General features: G+C 64.7%; 16 protein-coding genes. 10 read left to right on the top strand and 6 right to left on the bottom strand.

Annotation, left to right across the window (positions count from 1 at the left end):
* Positions 1–104: 104 nt before the first annotated feature.
* Together ACO055_RS05500 and ACO055_RS05495 are read right to left on the bottom strand one after the other, a co-directional pair.
* Positions 105–1,373: an MGH1-like glycoside hydrolase domain-containing protein gene (locus tag ACO055_RS05500; protein WP_422061587.1), complete on the bottom strand. Its 1,269-nt coding sequence runs from the start codon at positions 1,371–1,373 to the stop codon at positions 105–107.
* A 24-nt stretch (positions 1,374–1,397) separates the two neighbouring features.
* Positions 1,398–3,965 carry a TonB-dependent receptor gene (locus ACO055_RS05495; RefSeq protein ID WP_422061586.1) on the bottom strand — a complete coding sequence of 856 codons (2,568 nt, stop codon included), beginning with the start codon at positions 3,963–3,965 and terminating at the stop codon, positions 1,398–1,400.
* 161 nt (positions 3,966–4,126) lie between these two features.
* Here ACO055_RS05495 and ACO055_RS05490 point away from each other — a divergent pair, with 161 nt between their 5' ends.
* From ACO055_RS05490 to ACO055_RS05445, 10 genes are all read left to right on the top strand, one after another.
* Positions 4,127–5,029, top strand: coding sequence for a LysR substrate-binding domain-containing protein (locus tag ACO055_RS05490; protein ID WP_422061585.1), 903 nt, complete (start codon positions 4,127–4,129; stop codon positions 5,027–5,029).
* Between the two features lie 121 nt (positions 5,030–5,150).
* On the top strand, positions 5,151–6,428 hold the full coding sequence (locus ACO055_RS05485; RefSeq protein WP_422061584.1) for a glycerate kinase type-2 family protein: 1,278 nt from the start codon (positions 5,151–5,153) through the stop codon (positions 6,426–6,428).
* A 12-nt stretch (positions 6,429–6,440) separates the two neighbouring features.
* Positions 6,441–7,688 carry an MFS transporter gene (locus ACO055_RS05480; RefSeq protein ID WP_422061583.1) on the top strand — a complete coding sequence of 416 codons (1,248 nt, stop codon included), beginning with the start codon at positions 6,441–6,443 and terminating at the stop codon, positions 7,686–7,688.
* Position 7,689: 1 nt separating this feature from the next.
* On the top strand, positions 7,690–8,733 hold the full coding sequence (locus ACO055_RS05475) for a zinc-binding dehydrogenase (protein ID WP_422061582.1): 1,044 nt from the start codon (positions 7,690–7,692) through the stop codon (positions 8,731–8,733).
* On the top strand, positions 8,730–9,710 hold the full coding sequence (locus ACO055_RS05470; protein WP_422061581.1) for a Gfo/Idh/MocA family protein: 981 nt from the start codon (positions 8,730–8,732) through the stop codon (positions 9,708–9,710). Before ACO055_RS05475 ends, ACO055_RS05470 begins: the two co-directional genes overlap by 4 nt.
* Positions 9,707–11,422: a glycoside hydrolase family 36 protein gene (locus tag ACO055_RS05465; RefSeq protein WP_422061580.1), complete on the top strand. Its 1,716-nt coding sequence runs from the start codon at positions 9,707–9,709 to the stop codon at positions 11,420–11,422. The genes ACO055_RS05470 and ACO055_RS05465 overlap by 4 nt, the downstream gene beginning before the upstream one ends.
* Positions 11,419–12,438 (top strand): UDP-glucose--hexose-1-phosphate uridylyltransferase, encoded by a 1,020-nt coding sequence (locus ACO055_RS05460; RefSeq protein WP_422061579.1) that lies wholly within the window; start codon positions 11,419–11,421, stop codon positions 12,436–12,438. Before ACO055_RS05465 ends, ACO055_RS05460 begins: the two co-directional genes overlap by 4 nt.
* On the top strand, positions 12,435–13,586 hold the full coding sequence (gene galK, locus ACO055_RS05455; RefSeq protein ID WP_422061578.1) for a galactokinase: 1,152 nt from the start codon (positions 12,435–12,437) through the stop codon (positions 13,584–13,586). The genes ACO055_RS05460 and galK overlap by 4 nt, the downstream gene beginning before the upstream one ends.
* Positions 13,587–13,603: 17 nt before the next feature.
* A complete protein-coding gene (locus ACO055_RS05450; protein ID WP_422061577.1) occupies positions 13,604–14,476 on the top strand; it encodes an ROK family protein in 873 nt (290 codons plus the stop codon).
* A 144-nt stretch (positions 14,477–14,620) separates the two neighbouring features.
* Positions 14,621–15,610, top strand: coding sequence for a class I SAM-dependent methyltransferase (locus ACO055_RS05445; protein ID WP_422061576.1), 990 nt, complete (start codon positions 14,621–14,623; stop codon positions 15,608–15,610).
* A gap of 78 nt (positions 15,611–15,688) precedes the next feature.
* On the opposite strand, the gene ACO055_RS05440 is transcribed toward ACO055_RS05445, so the two are convergent.
* From ACO055_RS05440 to ACO055_RS05425, 4 genes are all read right to left on the bottom strand, one after another.
* Positions 15,689–16,939 carry an acetyl-CoA C-acetyltransferase gene (locus ACO055_RS05440; protein ID WP_422061575.1) on the bottom strand — a complete coding sequence of 417 codons (1,251 nt, stop codon included), beginning with the start codon at positions 16,937–16,939 and terminating at the stop codon, positions 15,689–15,691.
* Between the two features lie 17 nt (positions 16,940–16,956).
* The gene (locus ACO055_RS05435; RefSeq protein ID WP_422061574.1) at positions 16,957–18,162 is read right to left on the bottom strand and encodes an acyl-CoA dehydrogenase family protein; all 1,206 of its coding nucleotides are present in this window, start codon (positions 18,160–18,162) and stop codon (positions 16,957–16,959) included.
* Positions 18,159–19,253, bottom strand: a complete 1,095-nt coding sequence (locus ACO055_RS05430; RefSeq protein WP_422061573.1) for an acyl-CoA dehydrogenase family protein — start codon at positions 19,251–19,253, stop codon at positions 18,159–18,161. Before ACO055_RS05430 ends, ACO055_RS05435 begins: the two co-directional genes overlap by 4 nt.
* Before the next feature lie 78 nt (positions 19,254–19,331).
* Positions 19,332–20,132, bottom strand: a complete 801-nt coding sequence (locus ACO055_RS05425) for an enoyl-CoA hydratase/isomerase family protein (RefSeq protein WP_422061572.1) — start codon at positions 20,130–20,132, stop codon at positions 19,332–19,334.
* Between the last annotated feature and the right edge of the window lie 22 nt (positions 20,133–20,154).

The raw sequence follows: 20,154 nt of genomic DNA, 5'->3' as shown, positions 1-20,154 counted from the left end.
GGGAAAGAGCGGTGCTTCGACAAGCTCAGCACGAACGGAAAAGGGGTGACCTTTGCGGCCTCATGATTTCGGGCGCGCCAATCACTTATCGGCGCGGCACCACGTTACCGCCACGCCAGCCAGATCGCCGCAGTCCACGAAAAATCATCGCCGCCGCTGCCCGATCCGTCGACGGGGCTGTACGCTTCATAGAATCCGTTGCGTTCCATCAGCGCGAGCGTGTCGTGCCGCACGCGCGCCGCCTCGGCATCGAAGCCCGCTTCGGCGAGGCCGGTACCGATCATGTAATTGACCACTGCCCACACGGGACCGCGCCAATATCGGATCATCTGGAAACCCGGATCCTCGGGGTCGAGGCTGGGCATCAGATATTCGACCTTGCTGCCGATGCGATGCAGATGCGCGAGCATCGCCGCGTCTTTTGCCGGGTCGGCGAGTCCGGCGTAAAAGCTCAGGAACGACGCGCTGGTGATAAAGCCCGACGAGCGGCCGGTCAGCAGGTCGCGCGAGCACCAGCTGTGCTTTTCCTCGTCCCATAGCCAGTCGATTCCGGCTTCGGCGGTCGCGATCATCTTGCGCAGCTCGGCGGCTTCTTCGTCACGGCCCAGATAGTCGGCGAGGTGGAGGAGGTCGCGGTTCGCGCGCAGCAGGATCATCGACATGCCGATGTCGGCAACCTTGAAGGGATTGCCCGCGGTGATCTTTGCATGATCCCAGCCCTGCGCGACGCCATATTGGACAAGCGCGAGATAGCGGTCATATTCCAGCTTGGTCGGCCGCATCTTCGCGTCGAGATGGCCGGTGTCGCGGCGGGTATATTCTCCGACGCCCGAAATATCGATCGGCTCGCCCGGTGCGTCCCATTCGGGCGAATTGTCGCGGCCGGTTTCCCACGGGTGCATCGCGACGACGACCCCGCGGCCGTCGGGATCGCGATAGTCGCGGAACCAGCGGTGCCACGCGATCAGCTTGTCGAACAGGGCTTCGAGGCGGAGGCGATAGGCGTCGTCGGCGTCGGCCGCGATCGCGCTGTCCCACAGCTTGCGGACCACCGTCGCCGCGACCGGCGGCTGGGTGATGCCCGAGGTGACGGGCGTCTTGCCCGTCGCCCAGACCGAGGGGCCGGGGAAATAGCCGGGATCGTCCTGCCAGAAGACGATGTGCGGCAGGAAACCGTCGTCCCACTGCGCGTTGAACAGGGTCTCGACCTCGGTCCACGCGCGGTCGCGGTCATAGCTGTCGAAGCCGAGGGCGACGAAGGCCGAGTCCCAGTTCCACTGGAAGGGATAGACCCGGCCGTTGGGGACGGTGTAGCCGCCCCGGTCGTTGGCAGTCAGGATGGCGCGGGCATCCGCGTCAAGCTTTTCAATCATCATGTCGCGGATGCCCGTTTTCTTTTAGAAGTTGAAGGTAGCGCGCGCCGTGATGCGGCGCGGCAGGACCGGACGGCCCACGAAATAGGCGCCTCCGACCGTCTGGTTGTTGTCGAGACGCGGCGACCCTTCGGTCGTTGCGTCGGTGTCGAACACGTTGAACACATTGACCCCAAGGCGCAGGCTGTTCCTGCCGATCGGCACGGTATAGCCGGCGTCCAGATTGACGATGTTCCACCCGTTGAGCTTGATGCTGTTGTTCGACGCCGTGAAATTGTCGCCGGTGTAGTTGGTGAAGAACGACACATCGAGTGCGCCGTCGTCATAATAGAGCCCGGCGTTGTAGAGGATCTGCGGCTGGCGCTCGAGGTCATTGCCGATGATCGCCGGATTCGACGTCGGAACGCCGCCGACATTGCTCTGGAACTCGGTATATTTCGCTTTCTGGATCGTCAGGTTGCCGTTGAAGCGCAAATTGGTGAGCAGCTTCAGGTCGAACACCGCCTCGACGCCATAGGATTCGGTGGCGACCAGATTGACGAGCTCCTGGAAGCCGCCGCCCGGGGCGTTGACGAACAGCACCTGCCGGCGATTCTTGAGGCTGGTGTAAAAGGCAGCTGCTTCCAGGCTGAAGGCCGGCTGGCTGACCTTGATGCCGCCCTGGATCTGCTTGATGATTTCGCCTTCATAGCTTTGCGTGCCCGGCGAGGCGCTGGCATTTGCAGCGGTCCCGGCGGGCAGCGGCAGGAAGCCGACGGCGCGAACCTCGGGGAAGAAATAGCCGCGGCTGCCGTTGAGATAGAGGCTGACGTCGTCGGTCAGCTTGTACAGGCCGCCCGCAGCGATCGCCCATTCGGTCGTCGACACCTTGCCGGTCAGATAGCCGTCATTACCCCAGACCACGTCGCGCAGAGCGCCCGACAGGTTCGGCGTCGTTGCATCGGTGACCGTCGTCGAGGTCCGCTCGCGGCTGATGTCGCCCTTATAATGTTCGACGCGCCCGCCGATGTCGAAGTTGAAGCGGTCGCCGATCTGCATCTGGTCGGCGAAATAGACGGCATAGCGTTCGGCCTGGTGCCGGTTGTTGACGTAGCCGGCGCCGGCGTTGAGCAGGCCGTTGCGTGAAATCACCGTCGTGGCGCCGCTGACCGGATTGGTGACGGTCAGGTTCACCAGCTGCGGCTGGTTGTTGAACGCGCCGAGGAAGGTCGTCGTCACATTGATATCGCGCGCGACCGTATCGGCGTAAAAGCCGCCCAGCGTAAAGCTGTGCTCGATGCTGCCGGTCTTTGCCTCCTTGGTCAGGTTAAGCTCGGCGGAGAAGTCGTGCATCGGCCGGTTGCGGTCGGTGAAGCGGTTGGCGAACAGAATGTCGTTCGCCCCGACCGCGCCGCCCCCGACATAGGTGAAGGTCGCATTGGCGGCCGTGATGCCGTTGAGCTCGGGGATTTGTCCGCGGCGTGCGGCGTTGGTGACGAACGCGTTCCGCGTCTCGGGGACGTTGACGACCCCGTCGCCGTCCGACCACAGGCCGAATTTATGCTTATATTCCGAATATTTGACGCGGCCGTTGATCCCCCAGCCGCTGTCGCCGAAATCCTTGTCGAAGGCGATCGCCGCTTGCCCGCCGCGCGTGGTCACCCCGTCGGTGATATTGGTGGTGAAGGCGCCGTCGGGGGTGTTGAAACCGAGCCCTGCGACATCGGGCGTCATCAGCGCGAAAACCGTCTTGCCGTCGTTGCCGGCAATGCGGTTGCGGGTCGTGCCGTCGAGCGGGACGGGCAGATAGAATTGCACCTGATCGTCGATATATTGGCCAGACAGCGTGATCGAGCCGCTGTTGTCGGGGAACTCGTATTTCAGGTTGCCGCGGAGCTGATACCCCTCGGTATCGAGGCCCGTCTTGATCGGGCCGTCATCCTTGCGATAGAATCCCGACAGCGCGAAGAACAGATTTTCACCGAGCGGCCCGCTGATCGCTGCGTCGCCGCGGTAGCGACCCTTTTCGGCCCATTCGATCTGCGCCGTGCCTTCCAGCTCGTCGCGCCCGGTCTTGCTGATATAGTTGATCAGGCCTGCGACCGAACCCGGCCCGAACAGGTTGGAGACGCCGCCGCGGACGAACTCGAGGCGCGAAATGCCCAGGTCGTTGCGGTAATAGACGTCATAGGCCGACGAGTTGAGGCCGAACGTCGACATCACCGGTACGCCGTCATACATCAGCGGCGTGAACTGATATTGCCCGCCCGAGGGAAGGCCGCGCACGAACACGTTCGATGCAACTTCGCCGCCGCCTGCGTCGGCCTTGATCGTCGGGATGCTCGCGAGAATGTCGGCCTGGCTGCTGACACCAAGGCGCGCCAGGGAATCTTCGCCGACCGAGGTCACCGCGAGCGGAGTGTCGAGCGCGATACGCGCACGGCTGGTGCCGGTGACGATGATCGTATCTTCATCGCCTGCGGTCGCCTCGTCGGCGGGCGGGGCGGCGTCCTGTGCTTGCGCGGCCTGCAACGGAATCAGCGCTGCGGCGAGCGGCGTCGCGCTCAGCAAAGCGGTGCGGAACGTGCGCGAAAAACGGCTGCGGATGGTCATGCTGGTCTCCTCCCATAGAACTCTTCCGGCCTTTGACAGACCTTTGTCATAAAAACTGAAGGGAGGGGTGCCTGAGCGAAAGCCCGTATTGTTGCAACGCTGTGTTGCTGATATCGAGACTATCGACACCGAAATGCGGGCCAAAATGCGGGAGAGAATCGATGCTCGATCTGGGCGATTTGCAGGTCTTTTCAAAGATCGTCGAGACCGAAAGCCTGACCAAGGCGGGGCAGGCGCTCGGGCTTCCCAAATCGACCGTCAGCCGCCGCATTTCACGCCTCGAAGAAAATCTCGGCGTCCAGTTGCTCCACCGCTCGACGCGGTCGGTCACGGTGACCGAGGATGGCGCGATGTTCTTTGAATATTGCCTGCGGTCGCTCGGCGTGTTGCGCGATGGCGAGCGCGCTTTGCAGAACCGGCAGAATGTGCCGCGCGGCGTCGTGAAGATCGCGATCCCCTATGTGCTGGGTCAAAGCCTGATCGGCCCGCTGCTCGCGAGTTTCCTCGACCTGTATCCCGACGTGCGACTCGTCAGCGTGCTGACCGACGACGCCGTCGGCCTGCTCCGCGCCGGCTTCGACGTCGCGCTCGCGGTCGGGCCGTTCGCCGATTCCGAACTGGTAGCGGTGAAGCTGGGCATCACCGAATGCGGCATCTTTGGAGCGCCCGGCTATTTCGAGCGCAAGGGGATGCCGCAAAACCATGTCGAACTGCCGCGCTTCGACCTGCTTGCGACAGGCACCGTCGATCGCCGACACCGCTGGCCGCTGCACACCGACACCGAGCAGGTGACGGTCGAGTTCTCGCCTCGACTGGTGTGCAACGACCTGATCCTGCTTCGCCACGCGGTGCGGTCCGAACTGGGGATCGCAACCTTGCCAGCCTTTCTGTGCAAGAGCGATCTGGCCGAAGGGAAGCTGGTCGAAGTGCTGCCGGGCTGGCAGGCGCCCGACATGAGCTTCTATGCCCTTTTCGCCGATCCGAAGGGCGTGCCGGTGCGCGTGCGATCGCTGATCGACTATCTGTCCGAGAAGCTCAGGCCAACGCTTTCGTGGGAAATTTGAAGTCGTTGCGAAAAATGGAACATAGTGTTCCGGAAAGCCCAGCTAGCCGCCTTTGCCGCTCTGCTTCACCCCAAGGGGCAAATCATAACGGGAGGATGTCATCGCTACCGATGCCGAACAGGTGAACCGGACGAGCCAGCGCGAAAAGCTGATCGCGCTGTTCCGCGAGTCGGTGCGCGCGGTCAGCCCCGAGGTCGCGATGCCGCGCAAGATTCCCCATTCGCCGCACGGCCGCACCGTCGTGATTGCCGTGGGCAAGGCCGCCGCCGAGATGATGCGTGTTGCGCAGGTCCGCGCCGAACAGCCGCTCAAGGGCCTGGTCGTCACGCGCCACGGCCACCTTCCCCAGCCTGAGCCTTCGTGGCCCGATGTCGAGATCATCGAGGCGGGTCACCCCTATCCGGACGAGAACAGCCTGGTCGCCGCCGACCGCGCGCTCGCGATCGCCAACAGGCTGGAGGCAGGCGACAATCTGCTCCTTTTGCTGTCGGGCGGCGGATCGGCGTTGCTCGCGGCGCCGGCGGCGGGCCTGAGCCTCGCCGACAAGCAGCAGATCACCCGCGCGCTGCTCCAGTCCGGTGCGACGATCGAAGAGATCAACTGCGTCCGCAAGCATCTCTCGCGCGTCAAGGGCGGGCGGCTCTCGGTCGCTGCGGGCGCTGCGCATGTGACGACGTGGATCATCTCCGACATCCCCGGCGACGACCCCAGCTTCGTGTCGTCGGGGCCGACCGTCGCCGATCTCACCAGCCTCTCCGATGCGCGCGACATCGTCGCCAAATATGGCATCGATCCGTCGCCGCAGGTCGCGGCCGCGCTGAACGACCCTGCGAATGAAACCCCCGCCGCCGACGCGCTCGGCATTGCCGGGGGCGAGACGCAGATCATCGCCAAGGCGCGCGACGCGCTCGGCGCCGTACAGACGATGGCGGGCGCCCAAGGCTTTCAGGTCACCAATCTGGGCGACCAGCTCCAGGCCGAAGCGCGCCATCTCGGCGCCAGCCACGCCGCGCTCGCGCGCCGCATGGCAAAGGACGGCAGCGCGCGCGTCATCATCTCGGGCGGCGAGACGACCGTGACCGTGACCAACAAGGCGGGACGCGGCGGTCGCAACCTGGAATATCTGCTCGGCCTCGCGATCGCGCTGAACGGCGAGCCGGGCATTTTCGCGATTTCGTGCGACACCGACGGCATCGACGGCACCGACGATGCTGCGGGTGCGACGATCGGCCCCGACACGCTGGCGCGTGCCCGCGCCGCCGGGATCGATCCGGGCGAATATCTGGCGTCGAACAACGCCTACAGCTTTTTCGAAATACTCGGGGACCTGGTCATAACCGGGCCCACATTGACCAACGTAAACGACTTCAGGGCGATCTTGATCGACCCCGAAGCGTAAGGGAGAGCGGACATGGTGGGGAATAGAGGAGGCTTGGCGGCACGCGCCAACTATCCGTGGATCATGATCGGGCTGCTTTGGCTCGTCGCTTTCCTCAATGCGGCCGACCGCAACATCCTGCTCGCGGTCCTTCCCGACCTGAAGGCCGAATTCGACCTGACCGATACGCAACTGGCGCTGCTCGGTTCGGTCTTTTTCTGGATCTATGCCGTCGGGGCGTTCGTCGCGGGGCGCATCGGCGACAGCGTCCGGCGCAGCCGCCTCATCATCTTCGGCCTGGTGTTCTGGAGCGTCGCGACCGGTGCGTCCAGCCTTGCGACCGGCTTTGCGCTGCTGCTTTCGATGCGCGGATTGGTCGCGATCGGCGAATCGACCTATTATCCCACGGCAACCGCGCTGATCGGCGACTGGCACAAGCCCCAGATGCGCAGCCGGGCACTGTCGCTGCATCAGACCGCGGTCTTTGCGGGCTCGGGTCTCGGGGCCGTCGCTGCGGGCTATATTGCCGACGCGTTCAGCTGGCACGCGCCCTTCCTGATCTTCGGCGCCGTCGGGCTGATTCACGCTGCGATGCTGTGGTTCTTTCTCCATGATGCGCCGATCGTCCACACCGCAGCAGAGGCCGACAAGCCCGCCGAGCCGATCGGGATCGTGCTGCGCATTCCCACGGCGCTGATGCTTTGCGGCGTCTTTGCGCTCGCCACCGGAGCATCGACGGGGGTGACGTTCTGGGCGCCCTATTTCGTCAAGAATCTGCTCGGCATGAACCTGGCTGATTCGGCGTGGGTCGGGTCGGCAACGATCAATATCGCGGGCTTCTGCGCCGTGCCGCTCGGCGGATGGCTCGCCGACACGCTCGCCAAACGGTCGTCGATCGGGCGCTTCACGACGTTGACCATCGGGTTGGGCCTCGCAGCGGTACTGTTGTTGCCTCTGCTCGGCGCAAAGACCGCGACGCAGATCGGCATGGTATTGGTCGCGACCAGCATCGCCAAAGGGCTGTTCGACGGCTGTATCTATGCCGCGATGCAGGATGTCGTGCCGCCGCACGCCCGCGCGACCGCGGTCGGGATGATGACGATGATCGGTTTTCTCGGCGCCGGCGTTACGCCGATCCTGGTTGCGTGGATCGGCGGCGGGTTCGGGATGGGAGCGGGGATCGTCGCAATGGCCGGGTTCTATGTGCTTGCCGTGCTGATCCTGTTCGCTGCGCGCGCACGGGCCCGCGTCGATGTCGCCGCCAATTCGCAGGAGGTTTAGCATGTCTTCGAGTAGCGCGCTGATTCTGACGGCGCCGCGGTCATTGGAATTTGAAGACAGCGACTGGGTGCCGCTGGGATCTCAGGAGGTGCGTATTCGCACGCTCTTTTCGGGGATCAGCGCCGGGACCGAGCTGACGCAATATCGCGGCACCAATCCCTTCATGCATCGCCGTTTCGACGAGGCGCAGCGCCTGTTCGTCGATGCCGAGGTACCGAGCTGGGACTGGCCGGTGCGAAACCTCGGTTACGAAGAATCGGGCGAGATCGTCGAGGTCGGCAGCGACATGGCGGACCTGACGGTCGGGCAGCGCCTGTTCGGCACCTGGAACCACAAGACGCACCATGTCGCGACCGCCGATTATGCCCGCGAGCGATTGCTTCCCGAGGGCGCCGACCCGCGCATCGGCATCTTCTCGCACATCGGCGCCGTCGCCCTGAACGGCGTCCATGACGCGCAGATCCGGATTGGCGACACCGTTGCGGTGTTCGGCCTCGGCGTGCCCGGGCAGATCGTCGCACAGGCCGCGCGCGCATCGGGTGCCCGCGTGATCGCGATCGATCCCGATGCCGCACGCCGCGCCATCGCGCTCCGCCATGGCGCCCATCTCGCGATCGAGCCCGCGGGCGCCGCCGAAGAGATCAAGCGGCTGACCGGTGGCCGCGGCGCCGATGCATGCATCGAAGTATCGGGCGCGCCGCCTGCGCTTGGCGAAGCGATCCGCGCTGCCGCCTATAACGCGCGCGTCGTCGCGATGGGCTTTTTCCAGGGCGCGATTCCGGGGCTCAAGCTGGGCGAAGAGTTTCACCACAACCGCATCCAGGTCATCTGCTCGCAGATTTCGGGCGTTTCTCCCGACGCGAGCTATCGTTGGTCGAAGCCACGGCTATGGCGCAGCGCGATCGAGTTGCAGCATGACGGCACGCTCGATTTGATCCCGCTGGTCACCCACACGGCGCCCTTCGCCGACGCGCCGAAACTGTTCGAACAGCTCGATCAAGGCGCGCCGGGAATGCTGCAGGCGATGCTGGAGTTCGGCGCATGAGCATGCTGCGCGTGGGCTTGCTCGGTTGCGGCGGCATCGGTGCACGCCATGCGGGCGCGGTTGCCGAACTGTCGGAAGATATGGAACTGGTTGCCTGCTGCGGCCGCGATGCGGAGAGGACGAGGGCGTTTGCGGAGGGTCGCAACAACGCCGCCTATATCGACCTCGATGCAATGCTGCGGCAGGAGCGTCTCGATCTCGTCATTGCGACATTGCCCCCCTACTCCCGCGGTGGCGAGATCGAGCGCGTCGCCCGCGCCGGCGTGCATCTGTTGGTCGAAAAGCCGATTGCGCTGAATCAACCGGCTGCCGATGCGATGGTTGCCGATGTTTCGGCGACGGGCGTCGTCGCCGCGATCGGCTTCATGTATCGTTTCGGCGATGCGGTGCGGCGCTGGAAGGCCGCCGACACCGGGCGGGTCGGGCTCTATGCGGGCGCCTATCATTGCAACGCGCTGCACGCCCACTGGTGGCGCGAGGAAGCGAAGTCGGGCGGGCAGATACTGGAGCAGGTCATTCATCAGATCGACCTGATCCGCCATCTGATGGGAGAGCCCGACACGGTCTATGCCCGCCGCACCAATTTCGCGCATCACGATACGCCGGGCTATGATGTCGAGGATATCAGCGCGATCCTCTTCGGCTGGGACGATGGCCGCATCGCGACGCTCAACGCCTCGAACATCGCGGTCCCCGGCGTATGGCACAAGGAATGGGCAGTCTATGCCGAGCGTATGACCGGGCGCTTCACGAGCTGGAACGACGCGGTGCTGACGCGGACCGCTGGTGAGATCGCCGCCGAAGAAATCGCCGGACCAACCGATCCTTTCGTTGCGCAGATCGCCGACGTCCATCGCGCGGTCACAACAGGGTCCGCGCCCTATATTCCGCTGGCCGAAGGCGCGGCGACGCTGAAGCTGGCGCTCGCCGCGCGGCAATCTGCCGACGAGCGGCGCGAGGTCCGGCTGACGCCATGATCTCATTCGAGAAGAACGGAATCGTCATCGCTGCCATCGAGCCGTTGCTCGATGGCGCCGTACCGGCGCACCGGCCGGCGACCGTCTTGCCGGGCGGCGTCGAGTGGGCACTCGCAAGCGGCGGCGCGCTTCGACTGGCGATCGTCGACGACGGCGAGATCATTCGTCTCGATATGTGCGCAAGCGCTCTGTCGGAAGCGCCGCTTTCGCTCGGCATGCGGTTCGGCGCTGTCAGCGGCGTGCAGCGCTATCTGCGCAACGGCTATCACAGCTGGGACGGCAGCTTCTTTGCTGACCCCGGCACGCCCGCGGGCGATGCCCCGCCGGGCAAGGAGCCGACGCTGGGTTTCGCGATGACCGCGCTCGTTCCAACCGATGCGCCGGGCGCCGTCGTGCTGGGTTTTGATCGTCACGACCGGTTCCAGAGCCGCTTCCGCTTTGGCGGCGATGCAGGGGCGATGACGATCGACGTCGAGACATTGCTCGACCGCACCGGTGCGACCGCCGCCGAAACCCTGTTCGTCTATTCCGATCCGGACGTCGAAAACGCGGTGATCCGCTGGTCCGACCGTGTCGTTGCGGCCTCTCCGACGCATCCCCGGATTCCCGAAAAGCGGATCAAGGGATGGTGCTCCTGGTACAATCTCTATGCGGCGATTACCGAAGAGAATATCCGCGAGCATTTGGCCGCCGCCGCTGCCTATCGCGACGCGCATGGCACCGATCTCGACATCTTTCTGATCGACGACGGCTTCACGCCGGAGATGGGCGACTGGCTCGATGTCAAACCGCAATTCCCGCACGGCATGCAGCCGCTCCTCGGTGAAATTGCGGGCGCTGGCTTTACCCCCGGCTTCTGGATCGCACCTTTCATGGTCGGCAATCGCAGCCGCCTCTACGCCGAACATCCCGACTGGGTCGTGCGCGAAAAGGCGACGGGCGAGCCGCTGATCCAGATGGCCTTCTATGGCGAGTTTCGCTGGCACAAGCGCAGCGAGGAATATTATGTCCTCGACATCACGCATCCGGGCGCCGAGGCCCATATCCGGCAGGTCTTCAGGACCTGGGCGCTCGAATGGGGGGCGCGCTATTTCAAGACCGACTTCATGTTCTTCGGCGCCGAATACGGCCCCGACCGCGCCGTCTGGCACCAAATCGGCCTCTCGCGCATCGCCATCTGGCGCAAGATGGGTACGATCATTCGCGAGGAAATCGGCGACGCGCTCTGGCTCGGCTGCGGCTGCCCGCTGTGGGCGTCGGTCGGACTGGTCGACGCGATCCGCATCGGGCGCGACGTCGGGGTCAAATGGGCGGGCGACCAGTCGGCCGAAAGCCTGCTCCGCGACCAGGCGACGCGCAACCATGCTGCGGGGCGACTGTGGCAGGCCGATCCCGACTGCATATTGCTTCGCGACCGCTTCCACGACCTTTCCGATGCGCAGGTAACAAGCCTTGCGCTGCTCGCGGGTCTGTCGGGCGGCGTGCTGATGACCAGCGATCATCTCGGCGAATTGTCACCGGAACGCGCCAATCTGCTCGATGCGCTCGCAGGGCTCGACGTCACCCGATGCCGCTACCCGTCGCTCGGTAATGGCGAAGCGATGATCGTCCAGCGCGCAACGCTCGCCGATGGACGAACGCTCGAACTGCAACTCGACCCTGAAACCGGTGAAAGCCGCTGCACCGATGGCGACGGACACATCTGGCCATGACAGCCTTCGACCCGACCGAACATCCGCACCGCCGCTACAATCCGCTGCGCGGCGAATGGATCCTGGTATCGCCGCATCGCGCGAAGCGACCGTGGCAGGGTGAACAGGGCAGGGTGGCGGCAGCGCCGCCGCCGAGCTACGATCCGACCTGCTATCTTTGTCCCGGCAATACCCGCGCGAACGGCGTGACCAACCCTGCTTATTCGGGCCCTTTCGTTTTCGAAAACGACTTTGCCGCACTGCTGCCCGACACGCCCGCACCCGATGCTGCCAGTGACCCGCTGTTCCGCGCCGCCGGGGCGTCGGGCACATCGCGCGTGATCTGCTTTTCCCCCGATCATGCGCGCGGATTGCCGATGCTCTCCGACACCGAAATCGCCGCCGTTGTCGATTGTTGGTGCGACCAATGCGCCGACCTCGGCCAGACCTATGCGAACGTCCAGCTCTTCGAAAATCGCGGCGAGATGATGGGTTGCTCGAACCCGCATCCGCACGGACAAATATGGGCGACGCGCCATATCCCAGCCGAGATCGAATGCGAGGACGTCAGTCAGCGCGCCTGGGCCGGTGCCAAGCCCATGCTGATCGAGCTCGCCGAGCGCGAAGCTGGCGGCCCCCGTGTCGTCGTCGAGCATGGCGATTGGCTCGCGATCGTTCCCTATTGGGCAAGCTGGCCGTTCGAGACGCTGTTGCTGCCGCGCTTTGCGGTCCGGCGCCTGCCCGATCTCGACACCGGGCAACGGCAAAGCCTCGCCGCAGTCCTCGGCCAGCTCACACGCCGCTACGACGCGCTGTTCGACAGCGCCTTTCCCTATTCGATGGGCTGGCACGGCGCCCCGTTCGGCGAAAGCGACGCCGGGCACTGGCAACTCCACGCGCATTTCTACCCGCCGCTGCTGCGCTCGGCGACGGTGCGCAAGTTCATGGTCGGCTATGAAATGCTGGCCGAGACGCAGCGTGACCTGACCCCCGAACAGGCGGCCGAGCGGTTGCGCGCGGTGGATGTCGGCGCATGACCCTCGCCCAGCGGACGATGGCGTTGTTCGGCACGTTGGTCGGCGCCCCGCCCGACCTCGCAATCCGTGCGCCCGGCCGTGTCAACCTGATCGGCGAGCATACCGACTATAACGACGGCTTCGTCCTTCCCGCCGCGATCGGGCGCCAGAGCATCGTCGCGGCGCGTCGACGCGGCGATGACGTCGTCCGGATGATCGCCGCCGACCTCGGCAATGCGACCAGCGAATTTGATCTGGCCCGCCCGGTCGACCGCGCGCCCGACCAGCCATGGTCGGACTATCTTCGCGGCATGGCGGCGACGATGCAGCAGCAAGGGGTCAAACTCGGCGGGGTCGACCTGCTCGTCGCGGGCGACATTCCGCAGGGGTCGGGATTGTCGTCGTCGGCATCGCTGTCGGTTGCGACGGGGATGGCGCTCGCCGGCCTGTTTGCTCCCGGTCAGTTCGACGCGACGCGGATGGCGTTGACTGCGCAGGCGGCGGAGTGCGATTTCGTCGGCATGCGCTGCGGCAATATGGACCAACTCGCCTCGGCGCATGGCGTCGCGGATCATGCGCTGCTGATCGACTGCCGCACCCTGGACGTGCGTCCGGTCGCGTTGCCGGCGGATGCGGCGATCCTGATCGTCCACTCGGGGATCAGTCGCGGGCTGGTCGACGGCGCCTATAACGAACGCCGCGCGCAGTGCGAGGCCGTCGCGCGCCAGCTGGGCGCTGCCGCCCTGCGCGACGTTTCGCTCGACCGGCTCGACGCCGCGCGCGCTGGCCTGGACGCGACAGCCTATCGCCGCGCGCGTCATGTCGTCACCGAAAATGCCCGCACGCTGGCGGCGGCGGATGCGATGAAGGGCGGCGACCTGGTGACGCTCGGCGCCCTGATGGCGGCATCGCACGCGTCGATGCGCGACGATTTCGACATCAGCTTGCCCGCGATCGATCGGCTCGCCGCGGTTATGCAGCGCGCGATCGGCGCCAGGGGCGGCGCTCGGATGACCGGCGGCGGTTTCGGTGGAGCGGTCGTCGCGCTGGTCGAGGCCGATGCGATCGGGGATGTGGCCGCCGCGGTCGAAGCGAGCTATCGCACCCCCGACGGCCGCAAGCCGGCGATCATGATCGAACGCGCCAGTGCAGGCGCGTCGGTCCTTTAGACGGGAGATTCGGGGCCATGGACGGCAAGGTTGCGCTGATCGAGGCGGGCGGCACCAAATTCATCGTCGGCGTCGGAGACGCCTCGCGGCGGATTGACGCGCGCACCCGCATCGATACGACGCGGCCCGAAGAGACGATCCCCGCCGCGATCGATTGGTTGCGGCAGCAGGGCAGCCGCTATTCGGCGGTCGGCATCGCGTCGTTCGGGCCGCTCGACCTCGACAGGGCTTCGCCGACCTGGGGCCATATCACCCGCACGACGAAACCGCATTGGAGCAATGCCGATGTCGCGGGCCCGGTCGGTCGTGCTCTCGGCTGCCGCGTCGCGATCGATACCGACGTCAACGGCGCGGCGCTCGCCGAGTGGATGTGGGGCGCGGGGCAGGGGACGGGCTCGACGCTTTATCTGACGGTCGGTACCGGCGTCGGCGGCGGCGCCGTCGTCGGCGGGCGGCTGGTTCATGGCATCGGCCACCCCGAGATGGGGCATATCCGCATGCCGCGCCATCCCGCCGATCTGGGCTTCGCCGGCCATTGTCCCTTTCACGGCGATTGTCTGGAAGGGCTTGCCGCCGGTCCCTCGATCATCGCGCGCTGGGGTGCCTCGCTGTCCGATCTTCCGGCCGACCATGAAGGGCATGAGATCATCGCCTGGTATCTGGCGCAGGCTGTGCAGACGTTCCAGGCGATCCTCGAGCCCGCGCGAATCGTGCTGGGCGGCGGCGTCATGGCAACGCCGCGATTGCTCGATCGCGTCAGGCGCATGGCGGTCGCGGCATCGGCGGGCTATTTCTCCGGTGATCCGGCGGCGGTCATCGTGCCGCCGGCATTGGGCGACGATACCGGACTTCTCGGCGCGCTGGCACTGGTCGAGCAGCCAACGCCCTGATAGCAAACAGCGCCGCGTTCAGCGTTCCTGTTGTCAGAAGACGCCACAAATGCTGAAATTGGGACACGATCGATTATAGATAGCGATTGCCCGCTGACGCGGGAGGGCGTTATGCAGCGCCTTTCACCAACGAGGGGAATGCATGTGAGCGAGCAAGTCGCCAAGGATACCGTGCTGGAATATATCTCGGGATCGGACCATCCCGACCTGCAGGTGTATCGCCGCGACGTTCAGCCCGAGATGATGCCTCTGTGGGTTTGGAAGATCCGGCACGTCTGCGATCTGGGCGGCTTCTACGGCAAGAGCATCCTCGAGGCGGGATCGGGCTTTGGCTGGGATGCGGTCGGGCTGTCGATCATCGGGAATAACCACGTCACCGCGATGGACATTCTGCCGTCCATGATTGACGGCATGACGCAGTGCCTCGACACCATGGCGAACAAGGGAAAGCCGCTCAACGTAACGCCGCTGCTCGGTGACGTCTGCAACGTCGATCTGCCGAAAGCGTCGCTTGACGGTATCGTCTCCTTTGAGGCGGTCGAGCATGTCCACAGCCTCGAACAAATGTTCGCGCACTGCTTTGATCTCCTCAAGCCTGGCGCCCGTCTGGTCATCATCAACGACAGCAACCGCTGGAACAGCGAGTTCCGCGAAGCGACGTTCGAGATGTGGAAAGAGCGCGACGGCTCGTGGGAACATGCGCAATGGCTCGCGGCCGAGGTCCGTCCGGTCGAGCACGCAGGTGCGAAGCCCTATGCCGTGATGCGCGAGGAAATCTTGGCCACGGTGCCGTCACTCGACGATACGGCACGTCAGAATCTGGTCGCCGCGACCGCCGGCATGGTCCGCCCCGAAATTCTTGCCGCTGCCGAGGCGTATGGCAAGCACGGGACTTTGCCGACGCGGCCCGATTTCTCGTGGTGCCGCAACCCCGAGACCGGCGAATATGCGGAGCGGCTGCTCGATCCGTTCGAGATGAAGGAAATGCTGCGCGCCGCAGGGTTCAAGGCAAAGCTGCGACACATCTTCCGCAAGGCGCCGTTTCACCTGGCGAACGGAATCGATTTCAAGCCTGTAAACAAGAAGCTGTTCGACATGCGCGCGCAGTTCGCCTTGATCGCGGAGAAGCCTTGATACGCGGGTAGAAGCCGGTTCGGGCGGCGTCCCGGAAACCGTCCGGCTTCTCCCTGCATCCGTTAAATTGTCTCGGGATCAGATCCGTTCGATGATGATCGCCGGTGCCATGCCGCCGGCCGCGCACATCGTCACCAGGCCATAGCGACCGCCCGAACGCTCCAGCTCGTCGAGCGCGGTGCCGATCAGGATCGATCCCGTGGCGCCGATCGGATGGCCGAGTGCCATTGCGCCGCCGTTGATGTTCACTTTCTCGCGATCGAGGTCGAGGTCGCGTATGAATTTTTCGGCGACGACCGCGAAAGCTTCGTTGATTTCCCAAACGTCGATGTCTTTCTTTGTCAGGCCCGCCTTTTCGAGGACCTTTTTCGCCGCGGGGACAGGAGCGTTGAGCATCAGCGTCGGATCGTCGCCGACATTGGCATAGGCGACAATACGCGCGCGGGGCTTCAGCCCGTTCTTGTCGGCATAGTCCTTCGACGTGATCAGCAGCGCAGCGGCGCCATCGACAACGCCGGAGCTGTTGCCCGCATGGTGGACGCCTTCCCATTCGAGGTCGGGATAGACACGCTGGATCTGCTTGGCGAAGGTGACACCGCCGCCAAGGTCGAAATCCTTGAGCGCGCCAAAGCTGGCTTTCAGGCCGGCGAGCCCTTCGGCAGTCGTTTCGGGGCGCGGAAATTCTTCGCGGTCGAGCGCTACGCTGCCGTCCTCATTATAGACCGGCACGACCGATTTGGCGAAGCGGCCTTCCTTGATCGCGCGGTCGGCGCGCTGCTGGCTTACGAGCGCAAGCGCATCGACGGCTTCGCGGCTGATCCCTTCGCTGGCGGCGATCGCGTCGCCGCACACGCCCTGATGCGACTGGGGATGGATCGCGTCGAGCGCGGCATTGCCTGACCCCATGCCGAGCGGCTTGATTCCGGCATTGGCCTCCTCGGCGCCGATGGTGGCGGTATAGCTCATCATCTCGGTCCCCCCGGCGATGACGCAATCTTCCATGCCCGACATCACGGTCGCGGCAGCGAAGTTCACCGAGCTGATCCCACCGCCGCAGAAGCGGTCGAGCGTCGTTCCCGACGCCTTGGTGTCATAGCCTGCGGCCAGCGCGGCCATGCGGCTCAAGTCACCGCCCTGCTTGCCCTTTTGGGTCGAGGTCGACCAGATGATATCATCGACTTCGGCGGTATTGAGGCCGTTGCGTTCCTTGATCGCTTTCAGCACGGTCGCTGCCAGATGCTGGGGATGCAGGTGCGACAGCGCACCCTTGCCGGGCTTGCCAATCCCGCGCGGGGTGCGGACGGCGTCGATGATATAGGCTTCGGACATGATGGGCTTCCTCGTGATCAGGCGGGAATCTGGTTGAACGCGACGCCCTTGTCGGGGCGATGGTCTTGCGGCAGGCCGAGGATCTTTTCGGCGATGGTGTTGAGCAACGTCTCGTCCGATCCGCCCGCGATGCGGCCGGTGGGTGCGTTGATCCAGCTCGCGGTCCAATCTTCTTTCTGCGACGCATGGTCGTCATAGGCAAAGCCGCCGCTGCCCTGCAGATCGATGGCGAGTTCCGACAATTTCTGGCGTGAGCGCACCGCGACCAGCTTGTTGAGCGAACCTTCGGGCCCCGGCACCATGCCCGCCTGCATCATCGCCATGGCGCGCGCGGTGATCGATTGCAGGCCGCTCCGCATCGCATAGTTGCGCGCAATCTGCTGGCGGATCCGGCCGTCCTCGATCGCCGGCTTGCCGTTGAGCTCGGTGTCTTTGGCCAGCGCGACAAACAGGTCGAGGTGCGGGCCGAACCCGGCGCTGTCGGTCGCGACATAACGTTCGATCATCAGCGTCGCGATCGCGACGGCAAAGCCGCCGCCAACGGGCGACATGCGGTGATCGTCGCTGATCTTCACATCGTCGAAGAAGACTTCGTTGACATGGCTATCGCCCCCGACAAGCTTGATCGGGCGCACGGTGACGCCGGGCGCTTTCATATCGACCCAGAAATAGGTCAGCCCCTTGTGCTTGGGCACATTGGGGTCGGTGCGCACGACGATGACGCCATAGTCGCTATATTGTGCCCAGCTGGTCCAGACCTTCTGGCCATTGATCTTCCACCCATTGCCGTCGGCTTCGGCCTTGGTGCGCAGTCCTGCGAGATCGGAGCCGCCCGAGGGTTCAGAGAAGAGCTGACACCAGATTTCCTCGCCCTTCAGCGCCTTGAGCACGCGTGTCTTGACGAACTCCTTGTCGCTGCCGAACTGCATCAACACCGGGATCGGCATGCCGAGCGAGATGCCGAAATAAAAGCTCGGGAATCCGTGCTTCATTTCCTCGCTGTCGAACGTGACCTTTTCCAGGTGACCCAGGCCCTGGCCGCCATATTCGGTCGGCCAGTTGATGCCCGCGAACCCGGCGTCGAATTTCGCCTTCTGATATTGGCGGGCGACTGCCAGGTCTTCCTCGACCGACAATCCCTTGCGGGCTTCCTTGCCATAGGTCGGGATCATCGATTCCAGCCAGGCAGCGGCTTTGGCGCGATAGGCGGTAAGGTCGCTCATGCGGCTTCTCCGGTCAGGCGGTCGACGAGAATATCTTCCCAGAACAGCAGATTGCCCTGTTCGAGCGCCAGGCTGCGCGCGCGGCGGCTGTGGAGGTGGAGGCCCAGCTCCCACGTCACCCCGATGCCGCCGTGGATCTGCACGCAATCGCGCGATGCGGTGTCATAGGCTTCGGTGGCCGAGATGCGCGCGGCGGCGGCGGCGGCGATGAAATCGGCCTGGCCTTCGCGCGACGCGGCATGAATGCAATTGGCGCGCGCCAGTTCGACGAAGCCATAGAGTTCGGCGATGCGGTGCTTGATCGACTGGAAAGCGCCGATGACCTGGCCAAAAGCACGGCGCGTGACGGCATAATCGCGCGCGATTTCCATCATCGCCTCGGCGCCGCCGGTCTGTTCATGTGCAGTGATCACCGCCTGCAGGGCCAGGATATGCAGCGCTGCGTCGCGCGCGGCGCCACCGACGACAAGCGCCTCGGCGGGCGTCCCGGCAAAGGCGAGATCGGCGTAAAGGCGACTGTTGTCGAAGCTGTCGATCGCGGTGCGCGTGACATTCGACAGGTCGGCGATCGTGAGGACCGGCATGCCGGGGCCGTTGGCGTAAACCACCGCGAGATCGGCCGCGTGTCCCCCTGCGACGCCGGTCGTGATGCCGTCGAGACGATCGTCGGTGAAGGTCACGCCGGGCCGCGTCGGCAGCGCGTTCGAGCCCGAGGCAAAGGCGATCGCGCCAATCGTCTCGCCGCTCGCCAGACCGGGCAGCCACTTGGCCTTCTGCTCGTCCGATCCGTAAAGTTCGATCGCCTTGGCCGCACCGAAGTTCGAGGTCAGGAACGGCGCGCCGCTCAGCGAGCGGCCGGCCTGATGGGCAATCAGCCCCAGTTCGACGAGGCCGAGGTCGAGGCCGCCATATTGCTCGGGCAGGGCAAGGGCGGTCCAGCCCTGTTCCTTTGCCGTGTCCCAGAACGTGCCGAGATATTGGCCGGTCGTTTCGAGCAGCGGCAGCAGCTCGTCCTTGTTTACCCGGGCCTCGAGCACGCGCCGCGACTCGGTCGCGATCGCTTGCTGGCCTTCGTCGTACAAAATCGACATGCGCCTTGGTTCCTCACCCTTTTCGTTAAACGCATCATCCGGACGTTGACGTAAACGTCAAGCTGTTTGCGGTGCCAGCTAGCGGATGGTGAATTTCTTCGCCTTGTCGGCCATCAGCGCCGCGCGGTTTACCTGCGGTACGCCGACCGGATTGCCGATCTGGCAATATTTGAGGCCTTGTTGCAGCGCCACCGAGCGGGGGAGGTCGAGCGATTCCCAGATCGCCTTGACCGACCCTGCGGTCGCTGCAGGCGGCTTGGCGGCGATTGTCGCCGCCAGTTCGGCGGCGCGCGGCCAAAGCTCGTCCCATGTCGTGATCTCGCTGACCAACCCGATCCGCAGCGCGGTGCCCGCACCGATCCGCTCGTCATTGCCGAGCAGCACCATGCGCAGCACGTCGTGCAGCGGCATATGATAGGTCATCCCGATCGGCTCGAGCGCGCTCGTCATGCCATAGGTGACATGCGGGTCAAAGAAGGTCGCTTCCTCGGAGCAGATGATGATGTCGCTTTCGTTGAGCCAGTAAAAGGCGCCGCCCGCCGCCATGCCGTGCACCGCGGCGATCACCGGCTTCCAGCAGTTCATCGACTTGGGACCAAGGGTATTGCCCGGATCTTCGCAATGCCAGATGTTCGCCAGATCGACGACGGTGCCGCCGGGCTTTTGCGATTCCTTGACGTCGACCCCGGTGCACCACGCCTTGCCGGGAGCGGCGCGGAGCACGCAGCAATGCACATCGTCTTCGCGGCCGATCCACTTCCACAGATGCTCGAATTCATCCATCATCTGCTTGGTGAAGCTGTTCATCGCCTCGGGCCGGTTTAGCGTGATCGTCGCGACATGATCGGCGACATCGACCAGGATGGTTTCATAATGCATGATCGCTGCTTCCTCTCCGACC

Source organism: Sphingopyxis sp. (assembly GCF_965227415.1).
Taxonomy (GTDB): Bacteria; Pseudomonadota; Alphaproteobacteria; order Sphingomonadales; family Sphingomonadaceae; genus Sphingopyxis.
This window is presented reverse-complemented; position numbering and strand designations above follow the sequence as displayed.

Excerpts from the sequence above, each read along its gene's own strand:
- ACO055_RS05470 (WP_422061581.1), top strand. The coding sequence starts at position 8,730 with ATGAGCATGCTGCGCGTGGGCTTGCTCGGTTGCGGCGGCATCGGTGCA.
- ACO055_RS05465 (WP_422061580.1), top strand. The coding sequence starts at position 9,707 with ATGATCTCATTCGAGAAGAACGGAATCGTCATCGCTGCCATCGAGCCG.
- galK (WP_422061578.1), top strand. The coding sequence starts at position 12,435 with ATGACCCTCGCCCAGCGGACGATGGCGTTGTTCGGCACGTTGGTCGGC.
- ACO055_RS05435 (WP_422061574.1), bottom strand. The coding sequence starts at position 18,162 with ATGAGCGACCTTACCGCCTATCGCGCCAAAGCCGCTGCCTGGCTGGAA.
- ACO055_RS05450 (WP_422061577.1), top strand. The coding sequence starts at position 13,604 with ATGGACGGCAAGGTTGCGCTGATCGAGGCGGGCGGCACCAAATTCATC.
- ACO055_RS05480 (WP_422061583.1), top strand. The coding sequence starts at position 6,441 with ATGGTGGGGAATAGAGGAGGCTTGGCGGCACGCGCCAACTATCCGTGG.
- ACO055_RS05440 (WP_422061575.1), bottom strand. The coding sequence starts at position 16,939 with ATGTCCGAAGCCTATATCATCGACGCCGTCCGCACCCCGCGCGGGATT.
- ACO055_RS05495 (WP_422061586.1), bottom strand. The coding sequence starts at position 3,965 with ATGACCATCCGCAGCCGTTTTTCGCGCACGTTCCGCACCGCTTTGCTG.
- ACO055_RS05475 (WP_422061582.1), top strand. The coding sequence starts at position 7,690 with ATGTCTTCGAGTAGCGCGCTGATTCTGACGGCGCCGCGGTCATTGGAA.
- ACO055_RS05460 (WP_422061579.1), top strand. The coding sequence starts at position 11,419 with ATGACAGCCTTCGACCCGACCGAACATCCGCACCGCCGCTACAATCCG.
- ACO055_RS05490 (WP_422061585.1), top strand. The coding sequence starts at position 4,127 with ATGCTCGATCTGGGCGATTTGCAGGTCTTTTCAAAGATCGTCGAGACC.
- ACO055_RS05430 (WP_422061573.1), bottom strand. The coding sequence starts at position 19,253 with ATGTCGATTTTGTACGACGAAGGCCAGCAAGCGATCGCGACCGAGTCG.
- ACO055_RS05425 (WP_422061572.1), bottom strand. The coding sequence starts at position 20,132 with ATGCATTATGAAACCATCCTGGTCGATGTCGCCGATCATGTCGCGACG.
- ACO055_RS05500 (WP_422061587.1), bottom strand. The coding sequence starts at position 1,373 with ATGATTGAAAAGCTTGACGCGGATGCCCGCGCCATCCTGACTGCCAAC.